This window comes from Curtobacterium sp. NPDC089185, assembly GCF_040685235.1.
GTDB classification, from domain to species: Bacteria; Actinomycetota; Actinomycetes; order Actinomycetales; family Microbacteriaceae; genus Curtobacterium; species Curtobacterium citri.
Genome location: NZ_JBFBHK010000005.1, coordinates 114,146 through 140,140, shown reverse-complemented (window position 1 = coordinate 140,140; position 25,995 = coordinate 114,146). Strand labels below are relative to the sequence as shown.

Here is a 25,995-nt window from a genome sequence, read left to right as displayed (position 1 = left end):
GGGCTTCGGCGTTCGCAGGGTTCCGGCTGTCGCGCGGTCGGGGTCGGTGCGGAGCGGTCAGGCGGTCGCCGGCCGCGGATCGTCGAGCGCTCGGGACGCGCGGCGGGTGAGGGCCTCGAGCGGCCCCCGTCGACCCGAGCGGTCCACGAGCAGCGCGGCGACGACCGCCACGACGGCGAGCACGGCGAACGGGAACCACCCGTGGAGCGCGGGCACCGGGTCCGGGTTGCCCGCGGCGAACCAGGCACCGATCGCCAGGATGTGCCCGCAGTACAGCGTCAGGGCGAGGCGACCGACCGCGCGCAGCGGCAGGAGGACCGACGCGAGCCGGACGGCGACGAGGCAGAGAGCGGCGAGGACGGCCAGCGCGATCCCGAGCGCTCCGACGAGCTCGAACGACGACCCCGAGTGCGGCGTGACGTCGAGCAGCCGCGCCCACTGGATCTGCGGGAACGGCGGGAACTCCGGTCGGAGCTGCACCACGTCGGGGCCGCCGCTCGGCACGGTCTTCGACACGGGTCCTGCCCCGCCGCCCGACGTCGCGGGGACCAGCATCCCGACCGGGCCGACGACGCCGAGCGCCGATCCGAGGAGGGCACCGCCGCCGTACCCCACGACGGCCATCGCGGTGCCGATGACCAGCATCCGGCGGAGCACCGCTGCGCGGTCGAGGCCGAGTCGTGCGACGAGCACCCCGGCGAGCACGACGCCGAACCAGGACACCGCCGGGTAACCGACGAACAGCAGATCGGCGATGCCGCTCCCGCTCATCTCGACGACGGCCTGACCGACGAGTGCGAGCACGGGTCCCACGCCCAGGGAGAGCGCGGTCGCGAGGACGACCCAGCGGAGCCGGAGTCGGAGGAAGGGCAGCGCGGCCACGAACAGGACCGCGTAGGTCGGCAGGATGACGAGGACGCCCCCGGGGACCAGCGTGAGGAGCGCGCCGATCGTCAAGAGCGCCGCGGCGCGAGCCAGCACGTGCCGACGGTCGCGCAGGAGACCGCCTCCGGGACGGCCGGTCGTCGCGCGTCCGGTGGTCTCGGGATCGGCACGCGGTCCGGTGGTGAGCAGGACGAGCGAGACGCCGGCGCACAGGGCGAACAGGACCGAGGACCGGCCGTTCACGAGGTCGGGCCAGCTCGACGGATCCGTCCAGTCGAAGAGCCGGTCCGCTGCCCCGACGTGGGCGGCGAACATGCCGAGGACGGCGAGCCCGCGAGCGGCGTCGAGGCCGGCGAGACGTGGACGAGTGGGGGCGAGGACATGTTGCATGTCGACGATGCTCGCGAGCGCGCTGTTTCGTCGGTGCAACCGGTCGCCGGGTGTCGCCGGCGAGGATGATGGGCGCATGACCGCTCCGGCCGCAACGGCTCCGCTCCGCGACGACCGCCGGGTGGTCCTCGTGGTCGCGATCCTGGCGTCCTTCGTCGTCGGGCTCGACTCGAGCGTCGTCAACGTCGCCCTGCCGGCGATCAGGGGGGAGCTCGGCGGTGGTCTCGTCGTGCAGCAGTGGACCGTGGACGCCTACCTGGTCACGCTCGGCTCGTTGATCCTGGTCGCCGGCTCCCTCTCCGACCTGTTCGGCCGCGTCCGGATCATCCGGTGGGGCCTGGTGGTCTTCGGCGTCGCCTCGGTGGTGTGCGCGATCGCACCGACCGGCGAGGTGCTGGTCGTCGCCCGGGCGTTCCAGGGCGTCGGCGGGGCGCTGGTGACCCCGAGTGCCCTGGCGCTCATCGTCGCGGCGTTCCGGGGCGCCGCGCAGGCGAAGGCGATCGGGTCGTGGACGGCCTGGTCGAGTGCGGCGTCCATCCTCGGGCCGGTCGTCGGCGGACTGATCGTCGACGGCATCGGCTGGCGGTGGATCTTCGTGGTGACCGCCGTGCCGATCGCGGTGACGATCCCCCTGGTCCGGCGGATCTCCGGGGACGTCCGGACCGGCGACCGCCCCCGGGTGGACGTCGTCGGCGCGGTGCTCGCCGTGCTCGGGGTCGGCGGTGTCGTCCTCGGCCTGATCGAGCAGGAGCGCCTCGGGTGGGGCGCCCCGGTGGTGGTCGCCGCACTCGTGCTCGGCGCGGCGTCCCTCGTGGCGTTCGTGCCGTGGGAGCTCCGCGTGACCCGCACCGCCGGTTCGCCCCTGGTGCCGCTCGAGCTCTTCCGGGCGCGCAACTTCACGGTCGGCAACCTGGCGACGCTCTCGATCTACGGGGCGCTCGGGATGGTGTTCTTCGTCGTGACCCTGTTCCTGCAGGAGGTGTGGGGCTTCCCCGCCTGGGTCGCCGGACTCGCGACGTTGCCGCCCACGCTGATGCTCCTGGCGCTGTCCACCACGGTCGGTTCGTTCTCCGGCCGGTACGGTCCGCGGTGGTTCATGGCCGCCGGGCCGGCCGTGGCCGCGGTCGGCGCGCTGCTCATGCTGCTCGCCGGCGACGACCCGGCGGGCTACTGGTGGTCGGTGCTGCCCGGGCTGGTGCTGATCGGCGCGGGGATCGCGACCATGGTGACGCCGCTGACGAGTGCCGTGCTCGGATCGGTGCCGCAGGCGGAGGCTGGTGCCGGATCCGCCGTGAACAACGCGGTCGCCCGCATCGCCGGGCTGGTGACGGTGGCCCTGGCAGGCGTCGTCCTGGGCGGCGGGGTGAGCGTCGACGGACTGCACCGCGCGATGGTCGTGATGGCGCTGCTGCTGGCGGCCGGCGCCGTCGTCAGCGCGGTCGGGATCCGGAATGCACCGCTGCGCTCGTAAGTTGAGTGCAGTAGACTCAAGTACACCACCACCGCACGGAAAGGACGGACCGCATGGCGAACCTCCAGGGCGCCCCAGACTCGCAGGAACGGCAGAAGACCGCCCTCGAGCAGTACGGCGTCGACCTGACCGCGATCGCGCGGAGCGGCAAGCTCGACCCGGTGATCGGCCGTGACGCCGAGATCCGCCGCGTCTCCCAGGTGCTGACGCGCCGGACAAAGAACAACCCGGTCCTCATCGGCGAGCCGGGTGTCGGCAAGACCGCCGTGGTCGAGGGCCTGGCGCAGCGCATCGTCGCCGGCGACGTCGCCGACTCGTTGAAGGACAAGCGACTCGTGTCGCTCGACATGTCCGCGCTCATCGCCGGGGCGAAGTACCGCGGCGAGTTCGAGGAGCGGCTCAAGGCCGTCCTCAAGGAGATCGACGACTCCGACGGCCAGGTCATCACCTTCATCGACGAGCTGCACACACTCATGGGTGCCGGCGGCGGCGAGGGCTCCGTCGCGGCATCGAACATGCTCAAGCCGATGCTCGCACGCGGCGAGCTGCGGCTGATCGGCGCAACGACCCTCGACGAGTACCGCGAGTACATCGAGAAGGACGCCGCACTCGAGCGGCGCTTCCAGCAGGTGTTCGTGGGGGAGCCGAGCGTCGAGGACACCGTGGCGATCCTCCGCGGACTCAAGGAGCGGTACGAGGCGCACCACAAGGTGACGATCAACGACTCCGCGCTGGTGGCCGCCGCGAGCCTCTCGAACCGGTACATCTCCGGTCGACAGCTGCCGGACAAGGCGATCGACCTCATCGACGAGGCGGCGAGCCGGCTCCGCATGGAGATCGACTCGAGCCCGGTCGAGATCGACGAGCTCAAGCGCAGCGTCGACCGCCTGCGGGTCGAGGAGTTCGCGCTGAAGCAGGAGCGGGACGACGCCTCGAAGGCGCGGCTCGCGACCCTGCGCGCCGAGCTCGACAGCCGGCAGGCGCGGCTCGACGAGCTCGAGCAGCGCTGGCAGGCCGAGCGCGCGAGCCTCAACCGCATCGGTGAGCTCAAGCAGCAGCTCGACGAGCTCAACATGCGCAGCCAGCGCGCTCAGCGCGAGGCCGACTACGAGACGGTCTCGCGGCTCGAGTACGGCGAGAAGCCCCGCATCGAGGCCGAGCTGGCCGCCGCCGAGCAGGCCGAGAGCGCGGACCGCATGGTGAACGACAGCGTCGCGGACGAGGACATCGCCGCCGTGATCGCCCAGTGGACGGGCATCCCGATGGGCCGCCTGCTGCAGGGCGAGACCGAGAAGCTCCTGCACCTGGAGACCGAGCTCGGCCGCCGGATCATCGGGCAGCGCGCTGCGGTGTCGACCGTGTCCGAGGCGGTCCGTCGCACCCGCGCCGGGATCTCGGACCCGGACCGTCCGACGGGCTCGTTCCTGTTCCTCGGCCCGACCGGCGTCGGCAAGACCGAGCTGGCCAAGGCGCTGGCCGAGTTCCTGTTCGACGACGAGAAGGCCCTCGTCCGCATCGACATGAGCGAGTACGGCGAGAAGCACTCGGTCGCGCGGCTCATCGGTGCCCCGCCCGGGTACGTCGGGTACGAGGCCGGCGGGCAGCTCACCGAGACCGTCCGTCGGCGCCCGTACTCCGTGGTGCTGCTCGACGAGGTCGAGAAGGCGCACCCCGAGGTCTTCGACGTCCTGCTCCAGGTGCTCGACGACGGCCGGCTCACGGACGGGCAGGGTCGGACGGTCGACTTCCGGAACACGATCGTGATCCTGACGTCGAACCTCGGCTCGCAGTTCATGACCGACCTGACGCTGACCGAGGTCCAGCGCGAGGAGGCCGTGCGGGAGCTCGTGCAGCAGGCGTTCCGACCCGAGTTCGTGAACCGGCTCGACGACATCGTCGTGTTCCAGGCGCTCACCACCGAGGACCTCGGTCAGATCGTCTCGCTGGACGTCGACCGGCTGGCGCGACGCCTCACCGACCGACGACTCGAGCTCGCCGTCACGCCCTCCGCCCGCGGGTGGCTGGCGGAGCGCGGGTACGACCCGGTGTACGGGGCCCGCCCGCTCCGCCGCCTGATGCAGCGGCAGATCGACGACCGGCTGGCGCGGGCGATCCTGTCGGGCGACGTGCGCGACGGCGACACCGTCCGGGTCGACGTCGCCGCGGGTGGCGACGCACTGACGGTGGAGCCGTTCGAGCTGGCGGAGATCGTCGAGGAGTAGGTCGACGCCGGGAGCGTTACGGCGGCGAAACAGCGCAGGCGGGACGGTGGGCGCATGGAACCACAGACCGTCGACACCGTCCCCCTGTTCATCGCCCGGTCCGCGGGTGCGACCGAGTACGTCGTGCGGGTCGACGAACGGCGGGGGACGGTGCACCTCGACTCAGCCGACTCCTAAGCAATGCATGTGAAATGTCACGCGTGCGTGTACTCGTGGTGGACGATGAGACCTCCCTGGCCGACCTCGTCGCGAAGGGGCTCTGCCGCCAGGACATGGCCGTCGACGTCGCCTACCGGGGCGACGAGGCGGACGAACTCCTCGCGGTGAACGACTACGACGTGGTGGTGCTCGACCGCGACCTGCCGGGGCTGCACGGGGACGAGGTCGCCCGTCGGCTCGCCGCCCGCGGCTCGCTCACCCGCATCCTCATGCTCACCGCCGCGACCGCGCTCGCGGACCGCGTGCACGGGCTCGAGCTCGGCGCGGACGACTACCTCGCGAAGCCGTTCGAGTACCCGGAGCTCGTCGCCCGGGTGCGTGCCCTGGGGCGGCGGAGCGTGCCGCCGGTGGCGCCGGTGCTGGAGCGGGACGGTCTCGTCCTCGACTCGAACCGGCGGGTGGCGACGCGGGACGGCCGCCCGCTCGACCTGACCTCCAAGGAGCTCGGGGTGCTCGAGGTGCTGCTCCGCGCGGACGGCCGGATCGTGTCGTCCGAGGAACTGCTCGAGAAGGTCTGGGACATGAACATCGACCCGTTCACCGCGGCCGTCCGGGTGACGGTGTCGAAGCTCCGCAAGAAGCTCGGGACCCCCGACCCGATCCGGACCGTGCCGGGGTGCGGGTACGCGCTGTGACGCGGCTCTGGAGCATCGGCACCCGGACGGCCGTCGGGTTCGCGGTGTCGTCGATGGTGCTCACTGCGGGCGTCCTGGTGTTCGTGAACCTCGCGTCGCAGCGATCGCTGAGCGTCACCGCCGACGCTTCCGGTCCGACCTCGACGTGGTCGCACGTCGCGTCCATCGCGCCCGATCCGGACGCGACCGCACGCGTGTCCACCGGCGTGAGCGGCAGTGCCGCGTTCGTCCGCGTGGTCGCCGCCCAGCAGTGGCAGTGGTCCGCCGTCGGCATCGTCGCGGCCGGCGTGCTCGCCGGCGTGCTCGGATGGATCCTCAGCCGCAGGGTGCTGCGCCCGATCGACCGCATCACGGCCACCACGAACCGCATCTCGGCGTCGACGCTGCACGAGCGGGTCGCCCTGGACGGACCCGACGACGAGCTCCGACGGCTCTCGGCGACGATCGACGCCCTGCTCGACCGGCTCGAGGCGGCGTTCGCGAGCCAGCGGCGGTTCGTGGCGCAGGCGGCGCACGAGCTCCGGACCCCGCTCGCGGTCCAGCGGGCCTCCCTGCAGATCGGCCTGCCCGACGACGCCTCGCTTGGGGAGGTCGCGTCGGTCCGGAGCGAGCTGCTGGAGCAGAACCGGAGGACCGAGCACCTCGTCGAGTCGCTGCTCGTGCTCGCCGAGGCCGAGCGCGGGCTCGAGGACCGCGGCGCGCCGGTGGACCTCGACACGATCGTCCGCGACGTCGTCGCCCAGGCCCGACCCCAGGCCGAGGGTGTCGGGGTGACGATCCACACCGAGAGCGCCTCCGCTCCGGTCGGGCTGACCGGCGAGGCGCTCCTGGCGCGGCAGCTCGTCGCCAACCTCGTCGACAACGCCGTCGAGTACAACCACGACGGCGGCGCGGTGCTGGTCCGGACCGGGCCGTGCGGTGTCACCGTGGAGAACACCGGGCCGCTCGTCCCGTCGGCAGACGTCGCGACGCTGACCGAGCCGTTCCACCGCGGTGGGCACGCCGGATCGAAGCGGCACAGCGGTCTGGGGCTGTCGATCGTCGTCGCGATCGCCGATGCGCACGGCTGGGACGTCCGCATCGAACCGCGTCCCGGTGGCGGGCTGCGTGTCGCCGTGCTCGTCCGCCCGCCCGCTGTTTCGTCGGTGTAACCCTCCGCCACACGCTGGCGAAACACCGTGTGCGATGTGCTGGAGCACATGAACGACACCACACGAACCCCCCGACTGGTCCGCGCCGCCGCCGTCCTCGCCCTCGCGCTCGTCGGGCCGACCGCCCTCGCCGCCTGCTCCTCGACGCCGACCTCGCCGTCCACCGGAAACGCTGCGGCATCGGTCGGCGCGAAGTGGGGCGACTGCATGCGTACCGCCGGCTTCCAGGTCGAGGACCCGTCGGACGACCAGGTCCGGAGCGGGGCGGTGACCTCGCCGGCCGGCGTGGACGCGCAGCGCTTCACCGAGGCGTCCGGCAAGTGCGCATCGGACCTCGGCATCACGGGTGCCGACTCGGCGCAGAAGGACAAGTGGAAGCGCCAGTACGCCGCGGTCGACTCCTGCGTCCGTGAGCAGTACCCGGATGCGCCGGAGCAGGAACCGGGCCTCATCAACTACAGCGACTACCCGCGCGCACAGGAGCCGGAGTTCCAGGACACCCTCTCGTCCTGCCTGAGCAAGCACGCCCCGGACACCCAGCAGCTGGGCCGGTGATCGTCGGCACCTGACCACCGGCACCTGACCACCAGCACGACGAGCATCGGAGACACCACCATGACCACCATCGCCACCCGCACCGGGATCGCCGCCGCGATCCTCGTCCTCGCCGGCGTCCTCGCCGGTTGTTCCGCAGCCGGACCGGGCCCTGCATCCTCGTCGTCCGGATCTGCCCGGTCGAGCGTCGCTCACGCCGTCGCGTCCTGCATGCGCGACGCGGGCTACGACGTGACCGACGACGACTACCAGCGCTTCCCGACCGACGGGGACATCTCCGATCGGCAGGAGGTGTTGGAGAAGTGCACGAAGGAGCACGATCCCGAGACCGCGCGTCAGGCCGAGGAGGCCCAGAACGATCCGGAGTTCCTGGCGATCCAGACGAAGGTCGGGAAGTGCATGCGGAAGGCGGGGTACGCCGACTACCCGGACGATTCCCGCGACGCCGACGCGTACTCCCCGCCCGCGGGTGACCCAGAGTTCGGGGAGGTGCTCCGGAAGTGCTACGAAGGGGCCGGCGCGAGCGTGGTGACGCAGTGAACAGCACCACGACGAAGCGCACGGCCGTCCTCTCGGCATGCCTGGTCGCCGTGCTGGCCGCTGGCCTCGGCACGTGGGCGGTCGTCGGCGGTGCGCCGCAGGAGTCGTCCGCCGCCCAGGGCCGGACGCACCACGCCACGGCCCCCGTCACGAAGGGCGACCTCACCGACTCGAAGGTGTTCGCCGGCACCCTCGGGTACGGCGCCCCGACCGGTGTGCCCGGCGCAGCATCCGGCACCGTGACCTGGTTGCCGGAACCCGGGCAGGTCGTCGAGCAGGACCAGCCGCTCTACGCGGTCGACGAGCGGCCCGTCCGCGCGATGTACGGCACGACGCCGCTCTGGCGGACGCTCGAGTACGGCGACAAGGGTGCCGACGTCCGGCAGCTCAACGAGGACCTCGCTGCGCTCGGGTACGACGTCTCCGTCGACGAGGTCTTCGGGAAGCGCACGCTCGCCGCCGTGAAGCGGTGGCAGCGGGACCGGGGCCTGGAGCGCACGGGGACGATCACGGCGAACGACGTCGTGTTCGTCGACGGGGCCGTGCGGGTCGACTCGGTGGTCGCGAAGCTCGGGCAGCCGGCCGCCGGCGACGTCCTCGAGGTGACCAGCACCAAGCGGGTCGTGAACGCCTCGGTGTCGCAGACCGACGCGGAGCGCCTGCCCGTCGGGGCGAAGGTGCGCGTCCGGATCAACGGTGGCGGTGCCCCGGTCGACGGCGAGGTGGTCGACGCCGAGACGAGCGAGGCGGACGGCGATGGGAAGACCGTGGTCACCACGATCGCGTTCGACGCCGGCGACCGACAGCTGCCGGCTGCGGCGTCCGTGCAGGTCGAGGCGCCCGGTCAGACCGCGACGGACGTGCTGTCCGTGCCGGTGCAGGCGCTCGCCGCCGGCGGCCGCGGCGGCGAGTACAGCGTCGAGGTCGTCCGACGTGACGGCACCACGAAGCGCGTCCGCGTCGAGGTCGGACTCGTCGCCGACGGACGCGCGGCGGTCACCGGTGCCGTGCACGAGGGCGACGAGGTCGTGGTGCCCTCGTGAGCGTCGCGCCCCTCGCCGAGGGAACAGCCGCCGGGCCCACCGCCGGGCCGACCGCCGGGCCGACCGCGGCGGCGACGGTGGTCCACCTCCGTGACGTCGTGAAGACCTACGGCGACGTCCAGGCACTCCGCGGCGTCTCGCTGGACGTCACCGCGGGGGAGCTCGTGGCGGTCGTCGGCCCCTCCGGGTCGGGCAAGTCCACGATGCTCAACACGGTGGGCACGCTCGACCGACCGACGTCCGGCACCGTGCGGATCGCCGGGCACGACGTCGGGTCGATGCGCGACGACGACCTCTCGCGGCTCCGCGCCGAGCACATCGGGTTCGTCTTCCAGCACTTCCACCTGCAGGCGGGCGCGACGGCGGCGGAGAACGTCGCCGACGGGCTCCTCTACGCCGGGGTCCCGCGGCGCACCCGCCTGGAGCGCGCGGAGGACGCCCTCGGACGGGTCGGTCTCGGCCACCGTGTCGGTCACCGCCCGACCGAGCTGTCTGGCGGCGAGAAACAGCGCGTCGCGATCGCCCGCGCCGTCGTCGGCGACCCCACGATCCTGCTGGCCGACGAACCCACCGGAGCGCTGGACAGCGCGAGCGGGCAGCGGATCCTGGCACTGCTCCGCGAGCTGAACGACGGCGGGACGACGGTGCTCGTCATCACGCACGACCTCGCCCTGGCGGCCTCGCTGCCGCGGCAGGTGCGCATGCGGGACGGCGCCGTCGAGGAGGACTCCAGCACGTCGGACGCCGGGGCGCTCGCCGACGCGATCGCCGGGGTCGCCCGGTGAGCGCGCACTCGACGAGCCCGCGCACGACGAGCGCGCACACGGTGCGCCCAGCGGGGCCGCGGACACGGACGGTCGGTCCGGGTGACCTCCTCCGGCTCGGGGTCTTCGGCCTCCGGACGCGGCCGGGCCGGGTCGTGCTGTCGGCGCTCGGCATCGCGATCGGCATCGCCGCGATGATCGCCGTCGTCGGGATCTCGTCGTCGAGCAAGGCGGCGCTCGACCGGGTGCTCGACGCGCTCGGGACGAACGTCCTGACCGTGACGAAGGCGCAGGGGTTCGGGGAGGTCGCGCCCCTGCCCACGACCGCCGTCGAGTCCGTCCTCCGCCAGCCCGACGTGCAGGCCGCCGCGGGCGTCGGCGAGGCGGAGGACGGCCGGGTCTACCGCAGCCCCTTCGTGCCGGCCGCGGAGACGAAGGGCGTCGGCGTGATGACGACGTGGGGCGACATCCCCGCGGTGCTCGGCGGGTCGCTCGCGGCTGGCCACTGGGTCGACCCGTCGCCGGACGCTCCGGCGCAGGCGGTACTCGGTGCGGCGGCGGCCGAGAACCTCGGGATCGACCGGCTCCGCCCGGACACCGCGGTGTGGATCGGCGGGCAGCGGGTGCAGGTCGTCGGGATCCTCGCGCCGATGCAGCTCGCGGAGGACCTGGACAACCAGGTCTTCGTCCCGCGGGGGTTCGCGGCGTCCCTCGGCTTCGACGGGCACCCGACGGCGGTCTACACCCGCGTGGACCCGGAGCGCGTAGCAGCGGCGCGGGACGTCCTGGCGAACGCGGTCCGGCCCGATCGGCCGCAGGAGGTCGGCGTGACCCGTCCGTCCGACGCCTTCGCGGCGAAGAACGCGACGGACGACTCCTTCACGGGCCTCCTCGTCGGCATCGGCGGGGTCGCCCTGCTGGTCGGGGGCATCGGCGTGGCGAACACGATGGTGATCACCGTCCTCGAACGCCGGGCCGAGGTCGGCGTCCGCCGCGCGCTCGGTGCCCGTCGACGGAACATCCGCGACCAGTTCCTGGTGGAGTCGCTCTTGCTGTCGTTCCTCGGGGGCGTGGCCGGCGTCGTCATCGGGCTCGCGGTGACCATCACCTTCGCGGTCGGTCAGGGCTGGCCGGTGGCGATCCCGCTCTGGGCGGTCGGTGGTGGCCTCGCGGCGACCGTGGTGATCGGCGGCGTCTCCGGGCTCTACCCCGCTGCGCGCGCTGCGCGCATCCCACCCACGTCGGCACTGGCGGCCGTCTGAGCGGCGGCGCGTGATCCGCGCAGCGCACCGGTCTGGAGGCCCGGTGCCGGTTCCTGGAACCGGCACCGGGCCTCCCGGCCTAGCGTCCAGGGCATGCCTGAGCTGCCGATCATCCGCCGCCTGACCGACTCCATCGAGCACGCGAGCGTGCTCGACAAGGCCGTCGACCTCGACACGCGCGTCGTCCGTGCCGTCGCGAAGCCGAAGGCCCTGCGGCAGCTGCTGCACGGCGTGCCGTTCGGTCACCCCCTGCACCCGCTGATGGTGCAGGTGCCGCTGGGTGCCTGGATCTCGGCGGCGGTCCTCGACACGATCGGCGGGAAGGGCAACGCGCGGGCCGCGCAGACGCTGACCGGGGTCGGGATCGCCTCGGCCGGCAGTGCCTCGATCGCCGGGTACGTCGACTGGGCGGAACTGTCCCTCGAGCAGCGTCGGACCGGGTGGGTGCACCAGGCCGTGAACTGGGTCGGCATCACGTTCTTCGGCCTGTCGTGGTGGCAGCGCCGGAAGGGCAACACCGCCGCGGGCAAGGCGCTCGGCTTCGTCGGGCCGACCGTCGTCGGCGTCGGCGGGTACCTCGGCGGCCACCTGTCGTACCGCCAGCGCGCCGGTGTCGGGTCGAGCGACCGCGTGCCGTTCGACGCCTGACCCGCCGTCCTGGACGCCCGATCCGCTGCTGCGGATCGGGCGTTCGTTGCGTTCGTGTTGGTTCACCTGCGGAACAGTTGCATTCGTGTTGCTTCTGGACGTACAGTTCCTGAAACCAACGGGAACGAAGGAGTTCGGGCATGTACGCAACGGAGCGGCAGGACGCCATCGCCGCCGCGCTGCAGTCGGCCGGGCGGGTGTCGGTCGCCGACCTCGCCGAGCACTTCGACGTGACCACCGAGACCGTCCGGCGCGACCTCGACGCCCTCGAGACCGCCGGTGTCCTGCGCCGGGTGCACGGGGGAGCGGTCCCCGTCGGTCGGTCGAGCGTCGTCGAGCTCAGCGTCGCCGAGCGCGAGGGACAGCACGGCACCGCGAAGACCGCGATCGCGCGCGCCGCGATGCGGCTCGTGCCGTCGACCTTCACCGGCTCGATCGCCCTCGACGCGGGCACGACCTGCGCCGCCGTCGCCGCCGAGCTCGCACGGTGGGAACCCGCGACGCCCGGGGCGACCCTGACCGTCGTCACCAACTCCGTGCCGATCGCCGCCGTCCTGCAGCACAGCGCCCACGTCGAGCTCCACCTGCTCGGCGGCCGGGTCCGCGGGGTGACGAGCGCCGCCGTCGGCACCGCGACCGTCGAGCAGATCGCCGGGCTGCGTCCCGACGTCGCCTTCGTCGGCACGAACGGCCTGTCCGCGGGCTTCGGGCTGAGCACGCCCGACGAGTACGAGGCCGGCGTGAAGGGCGCGTACGTCCTCGCCGCGCGCCGGAGCGTCGTGCTCGCCGACGCCGCGAAGCACGGGGTGGAGGCGCTCATGCGCTTCGCACGCCTCGACGAGATCGACACGCTCGTCACCGACCAGGAGCCCCCGGCGGACCTCGCCGTCGCGCTCGCCGACGCCGACGTGGAGGTCGTGGTCGCATGAGGCCCGAGAACGGCACCGTCCAGCACAGCACCCGCATCGTCACCGTGACGCCCAACCCGTCCCTCGACCGCACGATCGAGCTCGGCGGCGAGCTGCAGCGCGGTGCCGTCCAGCGTGCCGTGCGCACCACGGCCGAGCCCGGCGGCAAGGGCGTCAACGTGTCCCGCGTGGTCGTCGCGAGCGGTGGTGACACCCTCGCCGTCCTGCCGGGCGACGAGCTCGACCCCGTCCTGCTCGGCCTGGCGACCCGGGGCATCCCCACCCTCGCGCTGCCGATCGGTGCGCCGCTGCGGTCGAACGTGACCGTCACCGAGCCGACCGGCACGACGACGAAGCTCAACGAGCCCGGCCCCTCGCTGGCCGGACGGCTCGACGACCTCGCCGCGCTCGTGGCCGACGCCGCGGGCCCGACGCCGACCGGACCGGCCGCCCGCTGGGTCGTCCTCGCCGGTTCGCTCCCGCCCGGTCTGCCCGACGACGCCCTCGCCGTGCTCGTCCGCGCGGTCCGCCGGCGGCACGGCGACGACGTCCGGATCGCGGTCGACTCGTCGGGCGTCCCGTTCACCGCGCTGCTGCAGTCCGGGGTGCGGATCGACCTGGTGAAGCCGAACGCCGAGGAGCTCGCCGAGGTCGTCGGTGGTGACCCGGAGGTCTACGAGCGGGACCTCGAGGCCGCCGTCGCCGCGGCGCACCGGCTTCGCGACAAGCACGTCGACACGGTGCTGCTGACGCTCGGCAGCGCCGGGGCCGTCCTGGTGTCGGACGAGGGCGCCTTCGCCGCCGCCGCACCCCGGATCGTCGCCCGTTCGACGGTCGGCGCGGGGGACTCGTCCCTCGCCGGCTACCTGCTGGCCGAGGTCGCCGGGGCGTCCGCCGCCGACCGCCTCGCCCAGGCCGTCGCCACGGGAGCTGCCGCCGCGGCCCTCCCCGGCAGCGACGTCCCCGCACTCGACCACACCGACCCCGGCAGCGTGACCGTCCGGACCCTGCACACGACGCAGGTCCCGGCACCGATCGCCTGACCGGACACCCACCCCTGCGCCACCCCACCACCCGTACTGCCCGCGCCACGGCGCCCTTGCAAAGGAGCAACCCCATGTCCGCAGACACGACGCAGCGCCTCATCAGCGCCGAGCTCGTCGGCCTCGACGAGGACCTCGGCGGGACGTCGTCCGACGTCATCCGCGTGCTCGCCGACCGCGTCGCCGCGACCGGCCGCGCGGCCGACGGCGCCACCCTGGCCGAGGACGCCATCAAGCGCGAGGCGAGCGTGGGCACCGGCGTGCCCGGCGGTATCGCGATCCCGCACGCCCGGTCGGCCTCGGTGTCGAGCCCGACGCTGGCGTTCTCGCGCCTCGCTCGGAAGGTGCCGTTCGGCGCCCCCGACGGCGACGCCGACGTCGTCTTCATGATCGCCGTGCCCGAGGGGGCCGACAAGGACCACCTCACGGTCCTGTCGACCCTGGCGCGAGCGCTCATCCGCGAGGACTTCACCGCCGCGCTGCGTGCCGCGTCCACCCCGCAGGAGGTCGTCGACCTCGTCCAGCGCGAGGTGGGTGGCGAGGTCGCCGCAGCCGGCGTCGGGAACGCGAGCAGTGCCTCCCGTCCGACCACGCAGCCCGCGCAGGCAGCCGCAGCCGGCGGCGCGACCAGCGGCACCACCGGTGCGCGCAAGGTCATCGTCGGCGTCACCGCGTGCCCGACCGGCATCGCGCACACCTACATGGCCGCCGACGCCCTCGTCGCCGCGGCCGAGCGCGCCGGTGCCGAGATGCACGTCGAGACGCAGGGGTCCTCGCAGGTCGAGCCCCTCGACCCGGCGATCATCGCCCGTGCCGACGCCGTCGTCTTCGCGGTCGACGTGGACGTCCGCGACCGCGGGCGCTTCGCCGGCAAGCCGCTCGTCTCCGGACCGGTCAAGCGCGGTGTCGACGAGCCCGACGCGATGATCGCCGAGGCCATCCGCGCGGCCGACGACCCGCACGCCGCACGCGTGCAGGGCGGCGCCGCGAGCACGTCGGAGTCCACCAAGACCGACGAGCACTTCGGCCAGGCGCTCAAGCGCTGGCTGCTCACCGGTGTGAGCTACATGATCCCGTTCGTCGCGGGCGGCGGGCTGCTCATCGCGCTCGGCTTCCTGCTCTCCGGCTACGCGATCGCGCTGCCGCACGGCGACTCCGGGCAGAACAACGCCGTCTACACGCTGACGAACTACACGTTGCTCAACCTGCCGCCGGAGGGCCTCGGCTACTACCTCGGCGCCGCCGCGTTCCAGATCGGTGGGGTGTCCCTCGGGTTCCTCGTCGCCGCCCTCGCCGGGTACATCGCCTACGCGATCGCCGACCGGCCGGGCATCGCGCCGGGCTTCGTCGCCGGGTCGATCGCCGTCTTCATGAACGCCGGCTTCCTCGGCGGGCTCGTCGGCGGTCTCATCGCCGGTGCCGCCGCCTACTGGATCGGACGCATCCCCACCTGGCGCTGGCTCCGTGGCCTCATGCCGGTCGTGATCATCCCGCTGTTCGCGTCGATCATCGCCTCGGGCCTCATGCTCCTCGTGCTCGGCGGCCCGATCGCGTGGCTGATGACCCAGCTGACCGGGTTCCTCAACTCGCTCTCCGGTGCCTCGGCGATCCTGCTCGGCATCATCCTCGGCCTGATGATGGCCTTCGACCTCGGTGGCCCGGTCAACAAGGTCGCCTACGCGTTCGCCGTCGCCGGCCTCGGTGCGGGCACCGCCACGAACGTGGTGCCGTTCGAGATCATGGCGGCCGTGATGGCCGCGGGCATGGTCCCGCCGCTGGCCCTGGCGCTCGCCTCGACCGTGCTGTACCGCAACGGCTTCACGAAGCCGGAGCGCGAGAACGGCAAGGCCGCCTGGCTGCTCGGCGCGTCCTTCATCTCCGAGGGGGCGATCCCGTTCGCGGCGGCCGACCCGCTGCGCGTCATCCCCGCCTCGATGATCGGTGCCGCGGTCACGGGTGCGATCTCGATGGGTGCCGGCGTCACGTCGCGCGCTCCGCACGGTGGCATCTTCGTGTTCTTCGCGATCGGGGACATCGCGATGTTCATCGTCGCGATCCTGGCCGGCACGGTCGTCTCCGCGCTCGTCCTGGTCGGGCTGAAGAAGTGGGTGCGTCGGGCGCCCGCCGCCGAGGCGGCGTCGGCCGAGCAGGCCGCCGTGGCCGGCGAGACGGTCGGCCAGCGCGCACCGGCCGCCGTGTAGCGGTCGTCACCACCTGACGGACGGGAGGCCCGTGGCGGATCCGCCACGGGCCTCCCGTCCGTCGTGTGCGCGCGCAGCGCCCGTGACTGGTCGTCGAGGTTCCGCAATGTCGGAACCTCGAGCGCCTGCACACCCACCCGTGCAACCTCGACGGCCCTGGAACGGCGAGTCTCGGAACCTCGGCGACCCACGGCCGGGCACGTCGGAGGCGTCTCGGGTCGACACCGGCGTCTCGAGGCGACGTCGGCACCTGGAGACGGTCGGGCGCACGCACCGCGGTCTGTCAGGACACTCAGGGACACTGGCGGCATGACGACCGCCCTGACGCTGCCGCCGACCCTGCCCGCCACGATCACGGCGGGGTCCCGGACGGAGGGGACGGAGGACCTCGGCGGCCTGTCCGGCCTCGTGCTCCAGCTCATCGACGCCCTGGGGGAGTGGGGCGTCGCACTCATGCTCTTCGTCGAGACCGTGTTCCCGCCGATCCCGTCCGAGGTGATCCTGCCGCTCGCGGGCTTCCTCGCCGGTGCCGGGCGGATGAACCTCGTGCTCGTGCTGCTGCTCGCCACGCTCGGGTCGTACCTCGGGGCGCTCGTGCTCTACTGGCTCGGGGCGGCGATCGGCTTCGAGCGGACCGTGCGCTGGCTCGGCCGGCTGCCGCTCGTCGACGAGGACGACTTCCGGAAGGCCGCCGACTGGTTCCACCGGCACGGGAAGAGCGCGGTGTTCTTCGGCCGGTTCGTGCCGATCGTCCGGAGCCTCATCTCGCTGCCGGCCGGCGCAGACCGGATGCACCTGGCGACGTTCTCGCTCTTCACGATCATCGCGAGCGGCATCTGGAACAGCGCGCTCATCCTCCTGGGAGCGGCGTTCGGCACGCAGTACGACAAGGTCGAGCAGTACACGGAGTGGATCGACCGGGTGCTGTACGTCGCGATCGCCGTGGTCGTCGTGACGTTCGTCGTCCGCCGGGTCCGCCGTGCGCGATCCGACCGTGCGGAGCGGCAGAGCGAGGCACCGGCCGAGGCCGCTCGCGGGCGCCGACGTGCGACACCCGCGAACGACTGACGGTCACTTCTTCGTGAGGGCCGACTCCTTGTGGGCGGCCTTGTTACCGGACTTCTCCGACTCGACGATCCAGTACGGGTCGTCGTCGGTGGGCTTGAAGTGCTGCCCGTCGAACGTGAAGTCCTTCGTCTTCTTCTCGACGACGGTCCCGGTCGTCTTGCCCTGCGAGGTGTTCCAGTGCACCTCGTCGCCCTTCGACAGCGCCATGATGTCCTCCTTGCGTAGTCCTCGAGATCGCGGAGTCCGGACGCTACCCGCACGCATCCGCGGATCTCCGGCGATCTGTCCCCCATCACGATGTCGTAACGCCCCTGCGGGATCGAGGTGGGACGCGTACCGTTGCCCGTGAGTCACCACGCAGGCGCCTGCCGCGGTCCCGATGGCTCCGGACGGAACGATGTACCCCATGACCCTGGTCGACGGCGCACGAGCGGACACGGTCCTCGCGGCCCGGTACCGCCTCGTCAAGCTCATCGGAACCGGTGGGATGGGGTCCGTGTACGAGGCCCGGGACGAGCACACCTACCGCGCCGTGGCCGTGAAGCTCTTCGCGACGCCGGACTCGATGACGACGGCCGACCGCGTCCGCCAGGAGCGCGAGATCCGGCTGCTGAGCATGCTCTCGCACCCCGGCCTCGTGCCGCTCTACGACGCGGGCACCCACGAGTTCGAGGACGGCCCGCACCGCTTCATCGTGATGGAGCTCATCGCCGACACCACGCTGCTGCGTCGTCTCGCCGGTGGGGCCCTGCACAACTACGAGGTGGCCGACCTCGGCGCCCAGCTGGCCGACGCCCTGGCCTACGTGCACTCCCGCGGCATCGTGCACCGGGACGTCAAGCCGGCGAACATCCTCATCAACGACGAGGGTGCCTCCGGGTTCGCCCGGTCGGTCAAGTTGACGGACTTCGGCGTCGCCCACTTCGTCGACGGCTCGCGCCTGACCAACGACGGCACGATCATCGGCACCGCCGCCTACCTCAGCCCCGAGCAGGTCGCCGGCGAACCGATCGGCTTCGCCACCGACGTGTACTCGCTCGGCCTGGTGCTGCTCGAGTCGCTGACCGGCAAGCAGGAGTACTCCGGCACCCTGATCGAGGCGGCGCTCGCGCGGCTCCGCAACGACCCGCACGTCCCCGAGGAGGTCGGTCCGGACTGGAAGGACCTGCTCGCCAAGATGACGCACCGCGACCCGGCCAAGCGGCCGACGGCGGTGGCGGTCGCGAGCGCGCTCCGCGGCGGGTCGACGCAGGTCACCGGTCCGGTGCCGCTCGGTCCCGAGCGCATCAAGCACAAGCGGGACACGAAGATGCACCGCGCCGCGCACCGGCACGCCAAGCGGGGCACGTTCAGCGCGGTCCGCCGCTGGCGTCGACGGAACGTCCTGGTGGGGTCCTTCGCGACCTTCGGTGTGCTGGCTGCCTGCGCCGCCGCGTACGTCGCGGGGACCCTGCACTGACGTCGGTCCCGCCGTGCGCGGACCGGGTCCGAGCGGCCGCCGGCCCTGGCAGGATGGACGCATGAGCGATCAGCGCTGGATCAAGATCTGCGGCCTGTCGACGCCCGAGACCGTGGACGCCGCCGTGGACGCCGGCGCGGACGCGGTCGGCTTCGTCTTCGCCGCCGGCAGCCCCCGCACCGTGACCGCGGACCTCGCGAAGGAGCTCGTCGAGCGCATCCCCGAGGGGATCGACGCCGTCGGGGTGTTCCGGGACCAGCAGATCGACGAGGTGGTCGGCATCGCGTCCGAGGTCGGGCTCACCACCCTCCAGCTGCACGGCCGAGAGTCCGCGAGCGACTTCGCCCGCGCGCGGGACGCCGGGTTCTTCACCATCCGTGCCGTCTCGACCGACGACTACCTCCGCGAGACCCCGGAGCAGCGGGCGGCCTTCGACCACGACCTGCTCCTGCTCGACGCCGCCGTGCCGGGGAGCGGACAGCTCGTCGACCCGGCGACGATCGCGGGCAGGATCGACGAGGCATGGATCCTCGCGGGCGGGCTGACGCCCGCCAACGTCGTCGCCGCGGTGCAGGCGCTCGACCCCGACGGGGTCGACGTGTCGAGCGGGGTGGAGTCCGAGCGCGGGGTCAAGGACGTCGCACGCATCCGGTCGTTCGTCGAGGCGGTCCGCAGCATCCCCTGACCTACCACGCGACGCACCATGCGACGGACGGGAGGCGCGGTGCAAGCTGGCACCGCGCCTCCCGTCCGTCAGGTGCGCGTCAGCGCAGGGTGGGGATGAGCTCCGTCAGGAACGCGTCGGTGTCCTCCCAGCCCTCCACCGCGTGGCAGGGCACGCCGAGGGCCTTCACCGGGTAGTCGTTGCCCTCGGGGTCGAGGCGGTCGCCGACGAAGAGCATGTCGTCGAGGTCGATGCCCGTGAGCTCGGCGAGGCGGCGCATGCCGTACGCCTTGTCGATGCCCTTCCGGGTGATGTCGACGCTGGTCGAGCCGCCCGAGCGCACCTCGAGGTCGGGGAGCTCCGCCTGCACGAGCCGGCGCAGGTGGTCCTTCTTCTCGCCGGTCGGGTCCCAGCGCTTCTTGACGTCGACGGGGGCGGACTGCCCGAGCGCGGAGAAGGTCACCTGCGAGCCACGGTCCTCGAGGATCGGGCCCCAGGTCTCGGACTCCCAGTAGCCGGCGGCCTTCGCCTGGGTCTCGACGGCGGCGAGCGCGCGGGTCTTCTCGTCGTCGGTGAGGTCCTCGGCGTACTGCAGCGCCCAGTCCGACCCGGACCAGCGGTAGTACGCGGTGCCGCAGGTCGGCAGCAGGTGCAGGTCGTCGAGCGGGAGTCCGTCGCGGTCGCGCAGCGGGTGGACGAGCTGCTGCTCGAACTGCTGGAAGTTGCCGCCCGAGATCACCGCGACCGGCACGGTGGCGAGCAGGGCGGCGAAGGTCTCGAGCATGCGCGGGTCGAGCGGGGACTTCGACGGCGCGAGCGTGTCGTCGAGGTCGAAGGCGACGAGGCGGGGCGTGGTCATGGGTCGATCCTGCCAGACGCCCGTGCAGAGGCGGCCGGGCCCCGTCGGGACCCGGCCGTCGTGCTGCTGCGGGAGACTCCTCGCTGCGGGGGACTACTCCTTGACGAGCACGACCTCGTCGAGGGGGAGGCGGGTGCGCGGGGCGACCTCGCGCTCGGCGGCCTTCTCGTCGAGCTGCGACGGGTCCGCCACGGTGCCGATCGCGGTCACGGTGTAGGGCACGAACCGCTCGGGCAGGTCGAACGCGGCGCGGAGGCCCTGGGCGTCGATGCCGGCCATCTGGTGCACGTGGAGGCCCTCGGCGTGCGCCTGCACGGTGAGCGCCGTCAGCGACTGACCGAGGTCGTACTGCGCGAAGGGGCGCTCGTCGCCGTCCTCGGTCGCGATCTCGAGGATCCCGACGACCAGCGCGCTGGCGCGGAAGGCCCACGCGGCGTTGAAGCCGAGCAGGTGTTCGTTGATCTTGGCGAAGGTCTCGGTGCCACGGCGGCCGGCGATGAAGCGGCGCGGCTGGTGGTTCATGGCGGACGCCGCCCAGCGAGCGGCCTCGAGGACGGCGTCGAACTGCGCGTCCGAGATCGTCGCGGACTCGTCGTAGGAACGCGGGCTCCAGCGCTCCTCGAGCAGCGGCACGAGCGGCTGGCTGGAATCGGTCGAACGGCTGAGCGTGGCAGGCATCGAGGTCATGGTGCGTGCAACGGTGTTCGATGCGAACGCATTTCGGGGCTGAGTGCGTTCACATGAAACGGCCTCGGGTCCGCGGCCGGGGTGCGAGGATGGACCCGATGGGTGGCGTGTTGACCGGGTTCGCGATCATCGGCGCGATCATCGCCGCCGGGTACGTCGTCGGGCGCACCGGCCTGCTCGGCCCGCACGCGCAGTTCGTGATGAGCCGCCTGGCGTTCTTCGTCCTCATGCCGTGCCTGCTGTTCCACACCATCGCGACGGCGCACATCGAGACGCTGCTGTCACCGATGCTCTGGGTCTCGCTCGTCAGCGCCGTGACCGTGGCGGTCGTCGCGGTGCTGGTCTTCCGCCTGGTGCTGCGCCGGTCCCTGGCCACGACGACGGTCGGTGCCCTGGCGTCCGGCTACGTGAACGCCAACAACATCGGTCTGCCGGTCGCCGTCTACGTGCTCGGCCAGGCGACGGCCGTCGTGCCGGTGATCCTGCTGCAGCTCGTCGTGCTGGCACCGCTCGCGCTCACCGTGCTCGATGCGGCGACGGCGAACGGTGGTGGGTGGCGGGCGCGTGTTGTCGGACCGTTCCGCAACCCGATCATCATCGCCTCGCTCGTGGGGCTCGTCTGCTCGGCGCTCCGCCTCGAGATCCCGACCCCGGTGCTCGAGCCGTTCGCGCTCGTCGGCGCAGCGGCGGTGCCCCTCGTGCTGCTGTCCTTCGGCATGAGCCTGCACGGCGCCGCACCGCTGCGGGACCGTTCGACCCGGCCGGACGTGCTCGTCGCCTCGGGGCTCAAGCTGATCCTGATGCCCGCGGTGGCGTACGTGTTCGCCCGGTTCGTCTTCGGGCTCGACGACGAGGACGTCCTCGTGCTCACGACGCTCGGGGCGCTGCCGGCGGCACAGAACGTCTTCAACTACGCGCAGCGGTACCGGGCGGCGGTGCCGGTGGCGCGGGACGTGGTCCTCATCACGACCGTGGGGTCGGTGCCCGTGCTGGTGCTCGTCGCGGCGCTGCTGCACCCGTAGCGGCGCGTGGCCCGGGGCCGGGCGCGACGGATCGAGCCCGCTCGGCGGTCGACGCACGGCACGTCGTGCTCGTTCGCGGCGGTCGTGCGACCGGCGGCCGTGTGACCGGCCGCCGGGTCAGAAGATCATCGGGCGGTCGTCGTCGAGCGAGGTCTCGAGGTCGAGGTCGACCGACACCGGCACGTGGTCGCTCGGCGCGTCGCCCTTCCGCTCGTCGCGGTGGATCGTCGCCGCCACGGTGACGTCGGCGAAGGCCTGGGACCCGAGGACGAAGTCGATCCGCATGCCCTCGTTGCGGGGGAAGCGGAGCTGCTTGTAGTCCCAGTACGTGTAGCCCTCGGGGACGATCGGACGGACGACGTCCTGCAGCCCGCGGGCCTCGAACTCGCGGAAGGCCGCACGCTCGGGCTCGCTGACGTGCGTCGAACCCTCGAACGCCCGGACGTCCCACACGTCGCGGTCGAGGGGCGCGACGTTCCAGTCGCCCATGAGCGCGAGCGGTGTCTCCGGCTCGGCGTCGAGCCACTCCGTCGTACGGTCGGCCAGCTCGGCCAGCCAGTCGAGCTTGTACGTGTAGTGCGGGTCGCCGAGCTCGCGGCCGTTCGGCACGTAGAGGCTCCACAGCCGGACGCCGTCGACGGTGACGCCCATCGCGCGGGCCTCGACCGGCAGGTCCGGGCCCTCGTGGCCCTTGAGGAAGCCCGGCTGGCCGGGGAAGTCGCGGGTGACGTCCTCCATCGGCAGCCGGCTGGCGAACGCGACGCCGTTCCACTGGTTCAGCCCGTGGGCCTCGACCTGGTAGCCGGCGGCCTCGAAGGCGTCGACCGGGAACTGCTCCGGCTTGCACTTGATCTCCTGCATGCCGAGGACGTCGACGTCCTCGCGCACCAGCCAGTCGACGATCCGGCCCACTCGGGTGCGGACGGAGTTCACGTTCCAGGTCGCCACGCGCATGGGATCGAACCTACCGGTGGCGGCTGGCACGGGGGTCGGCGCGGTGGCCCGTGGCGTCGTGCGACACCGCACGTGTCGATCGGCGGGCGGGGTGTCGTGATCGCGGAGCGACCGCGCCCCGCCGCCGCTCCCGCGCGGACCGCGCGGGCTAGAAGCGGACGCCGCGCGCCGCCATGAACGGCGCCGGGTCGGTGGTCGCACCGTTGATGTGCACCTCGTAGTGCAGGTGGCAGCCGGTCGAGTTGCCGGTCGAGCCGACCAGCGCGATCAGCTGCCCCGCCGACACGCGCTGCCCGGGCGTCACGCGGAAGCCGCCGCTGACGATGTGCCCGTAGGCCGTCGCGACACCGCCGCCGTGGTTGATCCGCACGTAGTTGCCGTAGCCGCCGTACCAGCCCGCGTACTCGACCGTGCCGGCCGAGGCGGCGACGATCGCCGTCGAGCAGCCGCTCGTGAGGTCGAGGCCGTCGTGCATCGTCCCGACGCCGGTGATGGGGTGGATGCGGTAGCCGTACGGGCTGATGACGTAGCCGCCGCCGGGACGGACCCAGCCGGTACCCGAACCAGATCCGACGCCACCGCCGCCACCACCGCCTGTGCCACCGACCGGGGCGCTCGTGCCGCCGCCACCGCCACCGCCACCACCGGAGTTGGCCGCGGCCGCCGCCTGGCGCTGCCGCTCGAGCTCACGCTGGCGGGCCGCCTCGGCCTCGCGCCGCTGCTTCTCCTCCGCCGCCTTGCGCTCGGCCTCGCCCTTTGCGAACTCGGCCTCGGTCCGGACCCGACCCGAGGTCAGCGTCGCGAGCTGGGCGTCGAGTCGCGCCTTGTTGGCCTGCTGCTCGGCGTAGGCGTCCTGCGCCTGGTCGGCAGCGGCCTGGGACGCCTGCATCTTCTCCTCGGCCTCGGCGGCGAGCTCCTCGAGCGCCTCGCTCGCCCGGTCCGCCTGCGCCGTGAGGGAGCGGGCCACCGCCGCGTCGGCCGTCGCCGCCGTCTCCACGCGCTCGGCCTGCTCGGAGAGCTTGCTGAGTGCCCCGAGGTCGTACAGCAGGTCACGGGCGTCCTCGCCCTCGGCCAGCACGGACGCGGTGACGTCCGCGCCGCCGTGCCGTGCCATCTGCGCGGCGAACTGCCCGGCCTGGGCGGCACTGCGCTCGGCGACCTCGGCGTGCTCGTCGGCGTCGGAGCGGAGGCGCTGCTCCTTCGCGGCGGCGTCCTGTGCCTCGCTCTGGGCGGCGAAGAACTCGTCGCCGAGGCGCTTCGCCTCGGCCTCGGCCGCTGCGACCTCGTCCTCGAGCCCGGAGATGATGCCCCGGATCTCGGTGATCTGCTCCTGCTTCGCCGACTCCTGACCGCGGGCGGCCATGACGTCGTCCCACGAGGGGTACTTCGCGGCGCTCGCGCTCGGGGCGTCGACGAGCACCGTCGCGAGCAGACCGGTCAGGGCGAGCCCGGTGGCGAGCAGACGGAGACGGACGGTCGGACGCAGGGCGCTGTGGCTTGTGGGACGAGTCACGGGCACGAGCCTATACATCCGTACAGGCGATCCGACACGCCGCCGCGCCGACTGTGGAGAACTCCCGTCCGGTTCAGAAGCCGCGCTCGCGCCGGATCCGGTCGGCGCTGCCCACCACGTCGCGCTGCAGGACGGCGGCACCGGCGGTCCCGGCGTAGTCGTAGACGTCGAAGCCCGTGCAGTGGGTGATCGACGCGGGGGCGCCGAGGGAGTCCTCCACCGCGGTGGTCCAGAGGTCGTTCGCGCCGATCACGACGAAGGTCGGCGTCGCGTCCCGGTAGGCACCGAGGTCGACGAGCCACGGGTACGTCTCGAAGGTGTCGCGCACCTGCAGCAGGTCGACGTCGCTCTCGGCGTAGGCAGCCAGGGGGCGGACGGTCCAGAACTGCCCGACGCCGGTGACGTGCCGTCCGTCGGCCCAGCGGTCCAGGCACGCGGCGGGCGCGTACCGGGCGCTCGCGACGGCCGCGACGGTGCCCGGGGCTACCGCGACCCCGGCGACCAGGACGACGGCGGCCGCGACCGCCACGACGAGCCGCACGCCCCGTCGCGGTCGGTGCACCCGGGTCCGGCGCACGGCCGAGCGGACGAGCTCGGCGACCGCGACGAGCGCGAGCAGCGGCGCGGTCACGATCGGCTCGAGGTAGCGCGGCGTCTGCGACCCGGCGACGACCACGCCGACCGACACCGCCACGATCGTCACGAGCGGCAGCAGGGTCGCCACGAGGACGGTCCGCGCGGTCCGGACCCGCCAGGACCAGACCGTTCCGCCCACCGCGAGCACCAGGCCCGCGAAGAGCAGCAGCAGTTCGGCGTCGCCCCGGGCCGACCCCGCCCGGTCGTCGGTGAGCGCCGCGAAGAAGGCCAGGGTCCGCCCGGCCTGGTCGGGGTGCACGTACGTCGAAGGGTCCAGCGAGACGAACGGGGCGAGCGGGATCCGGAGCAGGTATCCGACGACGGCGCCGGCGACGAGCACGCCGGAGGTCCACGCCGCCGGCCGCCACGGCACCCGACGGGCGAGGGAGAGCAGCGCGAGGGTCACGACCACCGGGGCCGCCGACCACGGGACGTACAGCGGGTTCGACGCCGTCGTGCAGGCCGCGACGAGTCCGAGGACGACGAGGACGGTCACCGTCGCGCGACCGGTCCGCACCGTCCGCAGCACGAGCACGGCCGTGCCGAGCATCGCGAGCAGGGCGCCGTAGTAGTAGGTCGTGGTGAGCAGCAGCGACCCGAGCTCGAGCGAGGTCGCGGTCGCGGTGTACTCCGTGAGCACGAGCGCCGTCACGAACCCGAGCGCGAGGGCGGACACCGTGATCCGGGCGGACCGTCGTGCGGCCGGCATGAGCTCGTTCGCGGCGGCACGGACCAGGGCGTAGACGGCGAGCAGCACGAGGACGCCGTTGAGTGCCAGGGCCTGCTGGGGCGTCCCCGTCACCAGGGAGCAGAGCAGGTAGACCGGCAGTTCCGGGAAGAAGAACAGTGCCGGGGACATCGCCCACTCGAACGGCTGACCGAGCCGGATCGAGCGTTCGACGAGCGGCAGCAGCACCGAGTCGCCGTCGTACCAGAGCAGGGCGACCCGGTCGGTGGCCATGACGTGTCCGAGGGCGATGACGGACAGGGCCAGCGCGACGGCGGCGCCCAGTGCCTCCCGTCCGACCGCGGGCCACGCACGGTGCGCGGGCCGGCCGTCCGACGGGACCACGGCGGTGTCGTGGCCGGTCGGTCCGGGCACGACTGGTGGCATGCCCGGAGCGTACCGAGCGTGCCGGAGCGCCGCCTGCGGGTGGCGCTGCGGGGCCCTCGGGTGCGATCCGAGGCCGACCGAC

25 protein-coding genes are annotated in these 25,995 nt (G+C 72.8%); 18 read left to right on the top strand and 7 right to left on the bottom strand.

Annotated features, from left to right (window positions below):
• Window positions 1–57: 57 nt before the first annotated feature.
• A complete protein-coding gene (locus tag AB0N84_RS07290) occupies window positions 58–1,275 on the bottom strand; it encodes a heparan-alpha-glucosaminide N-acetyltransferase domain-containing protein (protein WP_363544754.1) in 1,218 nt (405 codons plus the stop codon).
• Window positions 1,276–1,351: 76 nt separating this feature from the next.
• Between AB0N84_RS07290 and AB0N84_RS07285 the strand changes: the two genes are divergently transcribed.
• From AB0N84_RS07285 to AB0N84_RS07215, 15 genes are all read left to right on the top strand, one after another.
• A complete protein-coding gene (locus tag AB0N84_RS07285; protein ID WP_363544751.1) occupies window positions 1,352–2,746 on the top strand; it encodes an MFS transporter in 1,395 nt (464 codons plus the stop codon).
• A 53-nt stretch (window positions 2,747–2,799) separates the two neighbouring features.
• Window positions 2,800–4,968: an AAA family ATPase gene (locus tag AB0N84_RS07280; protein WP_363544748.1), complete on the top strand. Its 2,169-nt coding sequence runs from the start codon at window positions 2,800–2,802 to the stop codon at window positions 4,966–4,968.
• A 54-nt stretch (window positions 4,969–5,022) separates the two neighbouring features.
• The gene (locus tag AB0N84_RS07275; protein WP_284445386.1) at window positions 5,023–5,145 is read left to right on the top strand and encodes a hypothetical protein; all 123 of its coding nucleotides are present in this window, start codon (window positions 5,023–5,025) and stop codon (window positions 5,143–5,145) included.
• 23 nt (window positions 5,146–5,168) lie between these two features.
• Window positions 5,169–5,822: a response regulator transcription factor gene (locus AB0N84_RS07270; RefSeq protein WP_069712034.1), complete on the top strand. Its 654-nt coding sequence runs from the start codon at window positions 5,169–5,171 to the stop codon at window positions 5,820–5,822.
• Entirely contained in the window at window positions 5,804–6,973 is a 1,170-nt protein-coding gene (locus AB0N84_RS07265) for a HAMP domain-containing sensor histidine kinase (RefSeq protein WP_363544745.1), read from the top strand. The genes AB0N84_RS07270 and AB0N84_RS07265 overlap by 19 nt, the downstream gene beginning before the upstream one ends.
• A gap of 48 nt (window positions 6,974–7,021) precedes the next feature.
• Window positions 7,022–7,528 (top strand): hypothetical protein, encoded by a 507-nt coding sequence (locus AB0N84_RS07260; protein ID WP_363544743.1) that lies wholly within the window; start codon window positions 7,022–7,024, stop codon window positions 7,526–7,528.
• A 60-nt stretch (window positions 7,529–7,588) separates the two neighbouring features.
• Window positions 7,589–8,068, top strand: coding sequence for a hypothetical protein (locus AB0N84_RS07255; protein ID WP_363544741.1), 480 nt, complete (start codon window positions 7,589–7,591; stop codon window positions 8,066–8,068).
• Entirely contained in the window at window positions 8,065–9,111 is a 1,047-nt protein-coding gene (locus AB0N84_RS07250) for a peptidoglycan-binding protein (RefSeq protein ID WP_182046096.1), read from the top strand. Before AB0N84_RS07255 ends, AB0N84_RS07250 begins: the two co-directional genes overlap by 4 nt.
• Window positions 9,112–9,188: 77 nt before the next feature.
• Window positions 9,189–9,896, top strand: a complete 708-nt coding sequence (locus AB0N84_RS07245) for an ABC transporter ATP-binding protein (RefSeq protein WP_363545021.1) — start codon at window positions 9,189–9,191, stop codon at window positions 9,894–9,896.
• Complete coding sequence (locus tag AB0N84_RS07240; RefSeq protein ID WP_363544738.1) at window positions 9,893–11,137, top strand: ABC transporter permease; 1,245 nt, start codon at window positions 9,893–9,895, stop codon at window positions 11,135–11,137. The genes AB0N84_RS07245 and AB0N84_RS07240 overlap by 4 nt, the downstream gene beginning before the upstream one ends.
• Before the next feature lie 93 nt (window positions 11,138–11,230).
• On the top strand, window positions 11,231–11,785 hold the full coding sequence (locus AB0N84_RS07235; RefSeq protein WP_363544735.1) for a DUF2231 domain-containing protein: 555 nt from the start codon (window positions 11,231–11,233) through the stop codon (window positions 11,783–11,785).
• 140 nt (window positions 11,786–11,925) lie between these two features.
• Window positions 11,926–12,714, top strand: coding sequence for a DeoR/GlpR family DNA-binding transcription regulator (locus AB0N84_RS07230; protein WP_182046095.1), 789 nt, complete (start codon window positions 11,926–11,928; stop codon window positions 12,712–12,714).
• Complete coding sequence (locus tag AB0N84_RS07225; RefSeq protein ID WP_363544732.1) at window positions 12,711–13,736, top strand: hexose kinase; 1,026 nt, start codon at window positions 12,711–12,713, stop codon at window positions 13,734–13,736. The genes AB0N84_RS07230 and AB0N84_RS07225 overlap by 4 nt, the downstream gene beginning before the upstream one ends.
• Window positions 13,737–13,810: 74 nt before the next feature.
• Window positions 13,811–15,937: a fructose-specific PTS transporter subunit EIIC gene (locus tag AB0N84_RS07220; RefSeq protein ID WP_363544729.1), complete on the top strand. Its 2,127-nt coding sequence runs from the start codon at window positions 13,811–13,813 to the stop codon at window positions 15,935–15,937.
• A 309-nt stretch (window positions 15,938–16,246) separates the two neighbouring features.
• Window positions 16,247–17,005, top strand: coding sequence for a DedA family protein (locus AB0N84_RS07215; RefSeq protein WP_363544726.1), 759 nt, complete (start codon window positions 16,247–16,249; stop codon window positions 17,003–17,005).
• Window positions 17,006–17,008: 3 nt separating this feature from the next.
• On the opposite strand, the gene AB0N84_RS07210 is transcribed toward AB0N84_RS07215, so the two are convergent.
• Entirely contained in the window at window positions 17,009–17,212 is a 204-nt protein-coding gene (locus tag AB0N84_RS07210) for a DUF2945 domain-containing protein (protein WP_069712366.1), read from the bottom strand.
• A 199-nt stretch (window positions 17,213–17,411) separates the two neighbouring features.
• Between AB0N84_RS07210 and AB0N84_RS07205 the strand changes: the two genes are divergently transcribed.
• Entirely contained in the window at window positions 17,412–18,464 is a 1,053-nt protein-coding gene (locus AB0N84_RS07205; protein ID WP_289459154.1) for a serine/threonine-protein kinase, read from the top strand.
• A gap of 61 nt (window positions 18,465–18,525) precedes the next feature.
• Window positions 18,526–19,149: a phosphoribosylanthranilate isomerase gene (locus tag AB0N84_RS07200; RefSeq protein ID WP_182046090.1), complete on the top strand. Its 624-nt coding sequence runs from the start codon at window positions 18,526–18,528 to the stop codon at window positions 19,147–19,149.
• 79 nt (window positions 19,150–19,228) lie between these two features.
• Here AB0N84_RS07200 and AB0N84_RS07195 read toward each other — a convergent pair whose 3' ends face one another.
• Both AB0N84_RS07195 and AB0N84_RS07190 read right to left on the bottom strand, forming a co-directional pair.
• A complete protein-coding gene (locus AB0N84_RS07195; RefSeq protein ID WP_182046089.1) occupies window positions 19,229–19,987 on the bottom strand; it encodes an HAD-IIB family hydrolase in 759 nt (252 codons plus the stop codon).
• A gap of 93 nt (window positions 19,988–20,080) precedes the next feature.
• A complete protein-coding gene (locus AB0N84_RS07190; RefSeq protein ID WP_259346093.1) occupies window positions 20,081–20,665 on the bottom strand; it encodes a nitroreductase family protein in 585 nt (194 codons plus the stop codon).
• A 107-nt stretch (window positions 20,666–20,772) separates the two neighbouring features.
• On the opposite strand from AB0N84_RS07190, the gene AB0N84_RS07185 reads away from it, so the two are divergent.
• Entirely contained in the window at window positions 20,773–21,696 is a 924-nt protein-coding gene (locus AB0N84_RS07185; RefSeq protein WP_069712371.1) for an AEC family transporter, read from the top strand.
• A 117-nt stretch (window positions 21,697–21,813) separates the two neighbouring features.
• Here the strand turns inward: AB0N84_RS07185 and AB0N84_RS07180 are convergent, their stop codons facing one another.
• The 3 genes from AB0N84_RS07180 to AB0N84_RS07170 all read right to left on the bottom strand — a co-directional run bounded on the left by AB0N84_RS07180 (window position 21,814) and on the right by AB0N84_RS07170 (window position 25,913).
• Window positions 21,814–22,650, bottom strand: coding sequence for an exodeoxyribonuclease III (locus AB0N84_RS07180; protein ID WP_069712372.1), 837 nt, complete (start codon window positions 22,648–22,650; stop codon window positions 21,814–21,816).
• A 148-nt stretch (window positions 22,651–22,798) separates the two neighbouring features.
• Window positions 22,799–24,163: a M23 family metallopeptidase gene (locus AB0N84_RS07175; protein WP_363544719.1), complete on the bottom strand. Its 1,365-nt coding sequence runs from the start codon at window positions 24,161–24,163 to the stop codon at window positions 22,799–22,801.
• Window positions 24,164–24,236: 73 nt separating this feature from the next.
• The gene (locus AB0N84_RS07170) at window positions 24,237–25,913 is read right to left on the bottom strand and encodes a hypothetical protein (protein ID WP_363544716.1); all 1,677 of its coding nucleotides are present in this window, start codon (window positions 25,911–25,913) and stop codon (window positions 24,237–24,239) included.
• Window positions 25,914–25,995: the final 82 nt, after the last annotated feature.

Excerpts from the sequence above, each read along its gene's own strand:
- AB0N84_RS07290 (WP_363544754.1), bottom strand. The coding sequence starts at position 1,275 with ATGCAACATGTCCTCGCCCCCACTCGTCCACGTCTCGCCGGCCTCGAC.
- AB0N84_RS07285 (WP_363544751.1), top strand. The coding sequence starts at position 1,352 with ATGACCGCTCCGGCCGCAACGGCTCCGCTCCGCGACGACCGCCGGGTG.
- AB0N84_RS07280 (WP_363544748.1), top strand. The coding sequence starts at position 2,800 with ATGGCGAACCTCCAGGGCGCCCCAGACTCGCAGGAACGGCAGAAGACC.
- AB0N84_RS07275 (WP_284445386.1), top strand. The coding sequence starts at position 5,023 with ATGGAACCACAGACCGTCGACACCGTCCCCCTGTTCATCGCCCGGTCC.
- AB0N84_RS07260 (WP_363544743.1), top strand. The coding sequence starts at position 7,022 with ATGAACGACACCACACGAACCCCCCGACTGGTCCGCGCCGCCGCCGTC.
- AB0N84_RS07255 (WP_363544741.1), top strand. The coding sequence starts at position 7,589 with ATGACCACCATCGCCACCCGCACCGGGATCGCCGCCGCGATCCTCGTC.
- AB0N84_RS07235 (WP_363544735.1), top strand. The coding sequence starts at position 11,231 with ATGCCTGAGCTGCCGATCATCCGCCGCCTGACCGACTCCATCGAGCAC.
- AB0N84_RS07230 (WP_182046095.1), top strand. The coding sequence starts at position 11,926 with ATGTACGCAACGGAGCGGCAGGACGCCATCGCCGCCGCGCTGCAGTCG.
- AB0N84_RS07225 (WP_363544732.1), top strand. The coding sequence starts at position 12,711 with ATGAGGCCCGAGAACGGCACCGTCCAGCACAGCACCCGCATCGTCACC.
- AB0N84_RS07220 (WP_363544729.1), top strand. The coding sequence starts at position 13,811 with ATGTCCGCAGACACGACGCAGCGCCTCATCAGCGCCGAGCTCGTCGGC.
- AB0N84_RS07215 (WP_363544726.1), top strand. The coding sequence starts at position 16,247 with ATGACGACCGCCCTGACGCTGCCGCCGACCCTGCCCGCCACGATCACG.
- AB0N84_RS07210 (WP_069712366.1), bottom strand. The coding sequence starts at position 17,212 with ATGGCGCTGTCGAAGGGCGACGAGGTGCACTGGAACACCTCGCAGGGC.
- AB0N84_RS07205 (WP_289459154.1), top strand. The coding sequence starts at position 17,412 with ATGACCCTGGTCGACGGCGCACGAGCGGACACGGTCCTCGCGGCCCGG.
- AB0N84_RS07200 (WP_182046090.1), top strand. The coding sequence starts at position 18,526 with ATGAGCGATCAGCGCTGGATCAAGATCTGCGGCCTGTCGACGCCCGAG.
- AB0N84_RS07195 (WP_182046089.1), bottom strand. The coding sequence starts at position 19,987 with ATGACCACGCCCCGCCTCGTCGCCTTCGACCTCGACGACACGCTCGCG.
- AB0N84_RS07190 (WP_259346093.1), bottom strand. The coding sequence starts at position 20,665 with ATGCCTGCCACGCTCAGCCGTTCGACCGATTCCAGCCAGCCGCTCGTG.
- AB0N84_RS07185 (WP_069712371.1), top strand. The coding sequence starts at position 20,773 with ATGGGTGGCGTGTTGACCGGGTTCGCGATCATCGGCGCGATCATCGCC.
- AB0N84_RS07180 (WP_069712372.1), bottom strand. The coding sequence starts at position 22,650 with ATGCGCGTGGCGACCTGGAACGTGAACTCCGTCCGCACCCGAGTGGGC.
- AB0N84_RS07170 (WP_363544716.1), bottom strand. The coding sequence starts at position 25,913 with ATGCCACCAGTCGTGCCCGGACCGACCGGCCACGACACCGCCGTGGTC.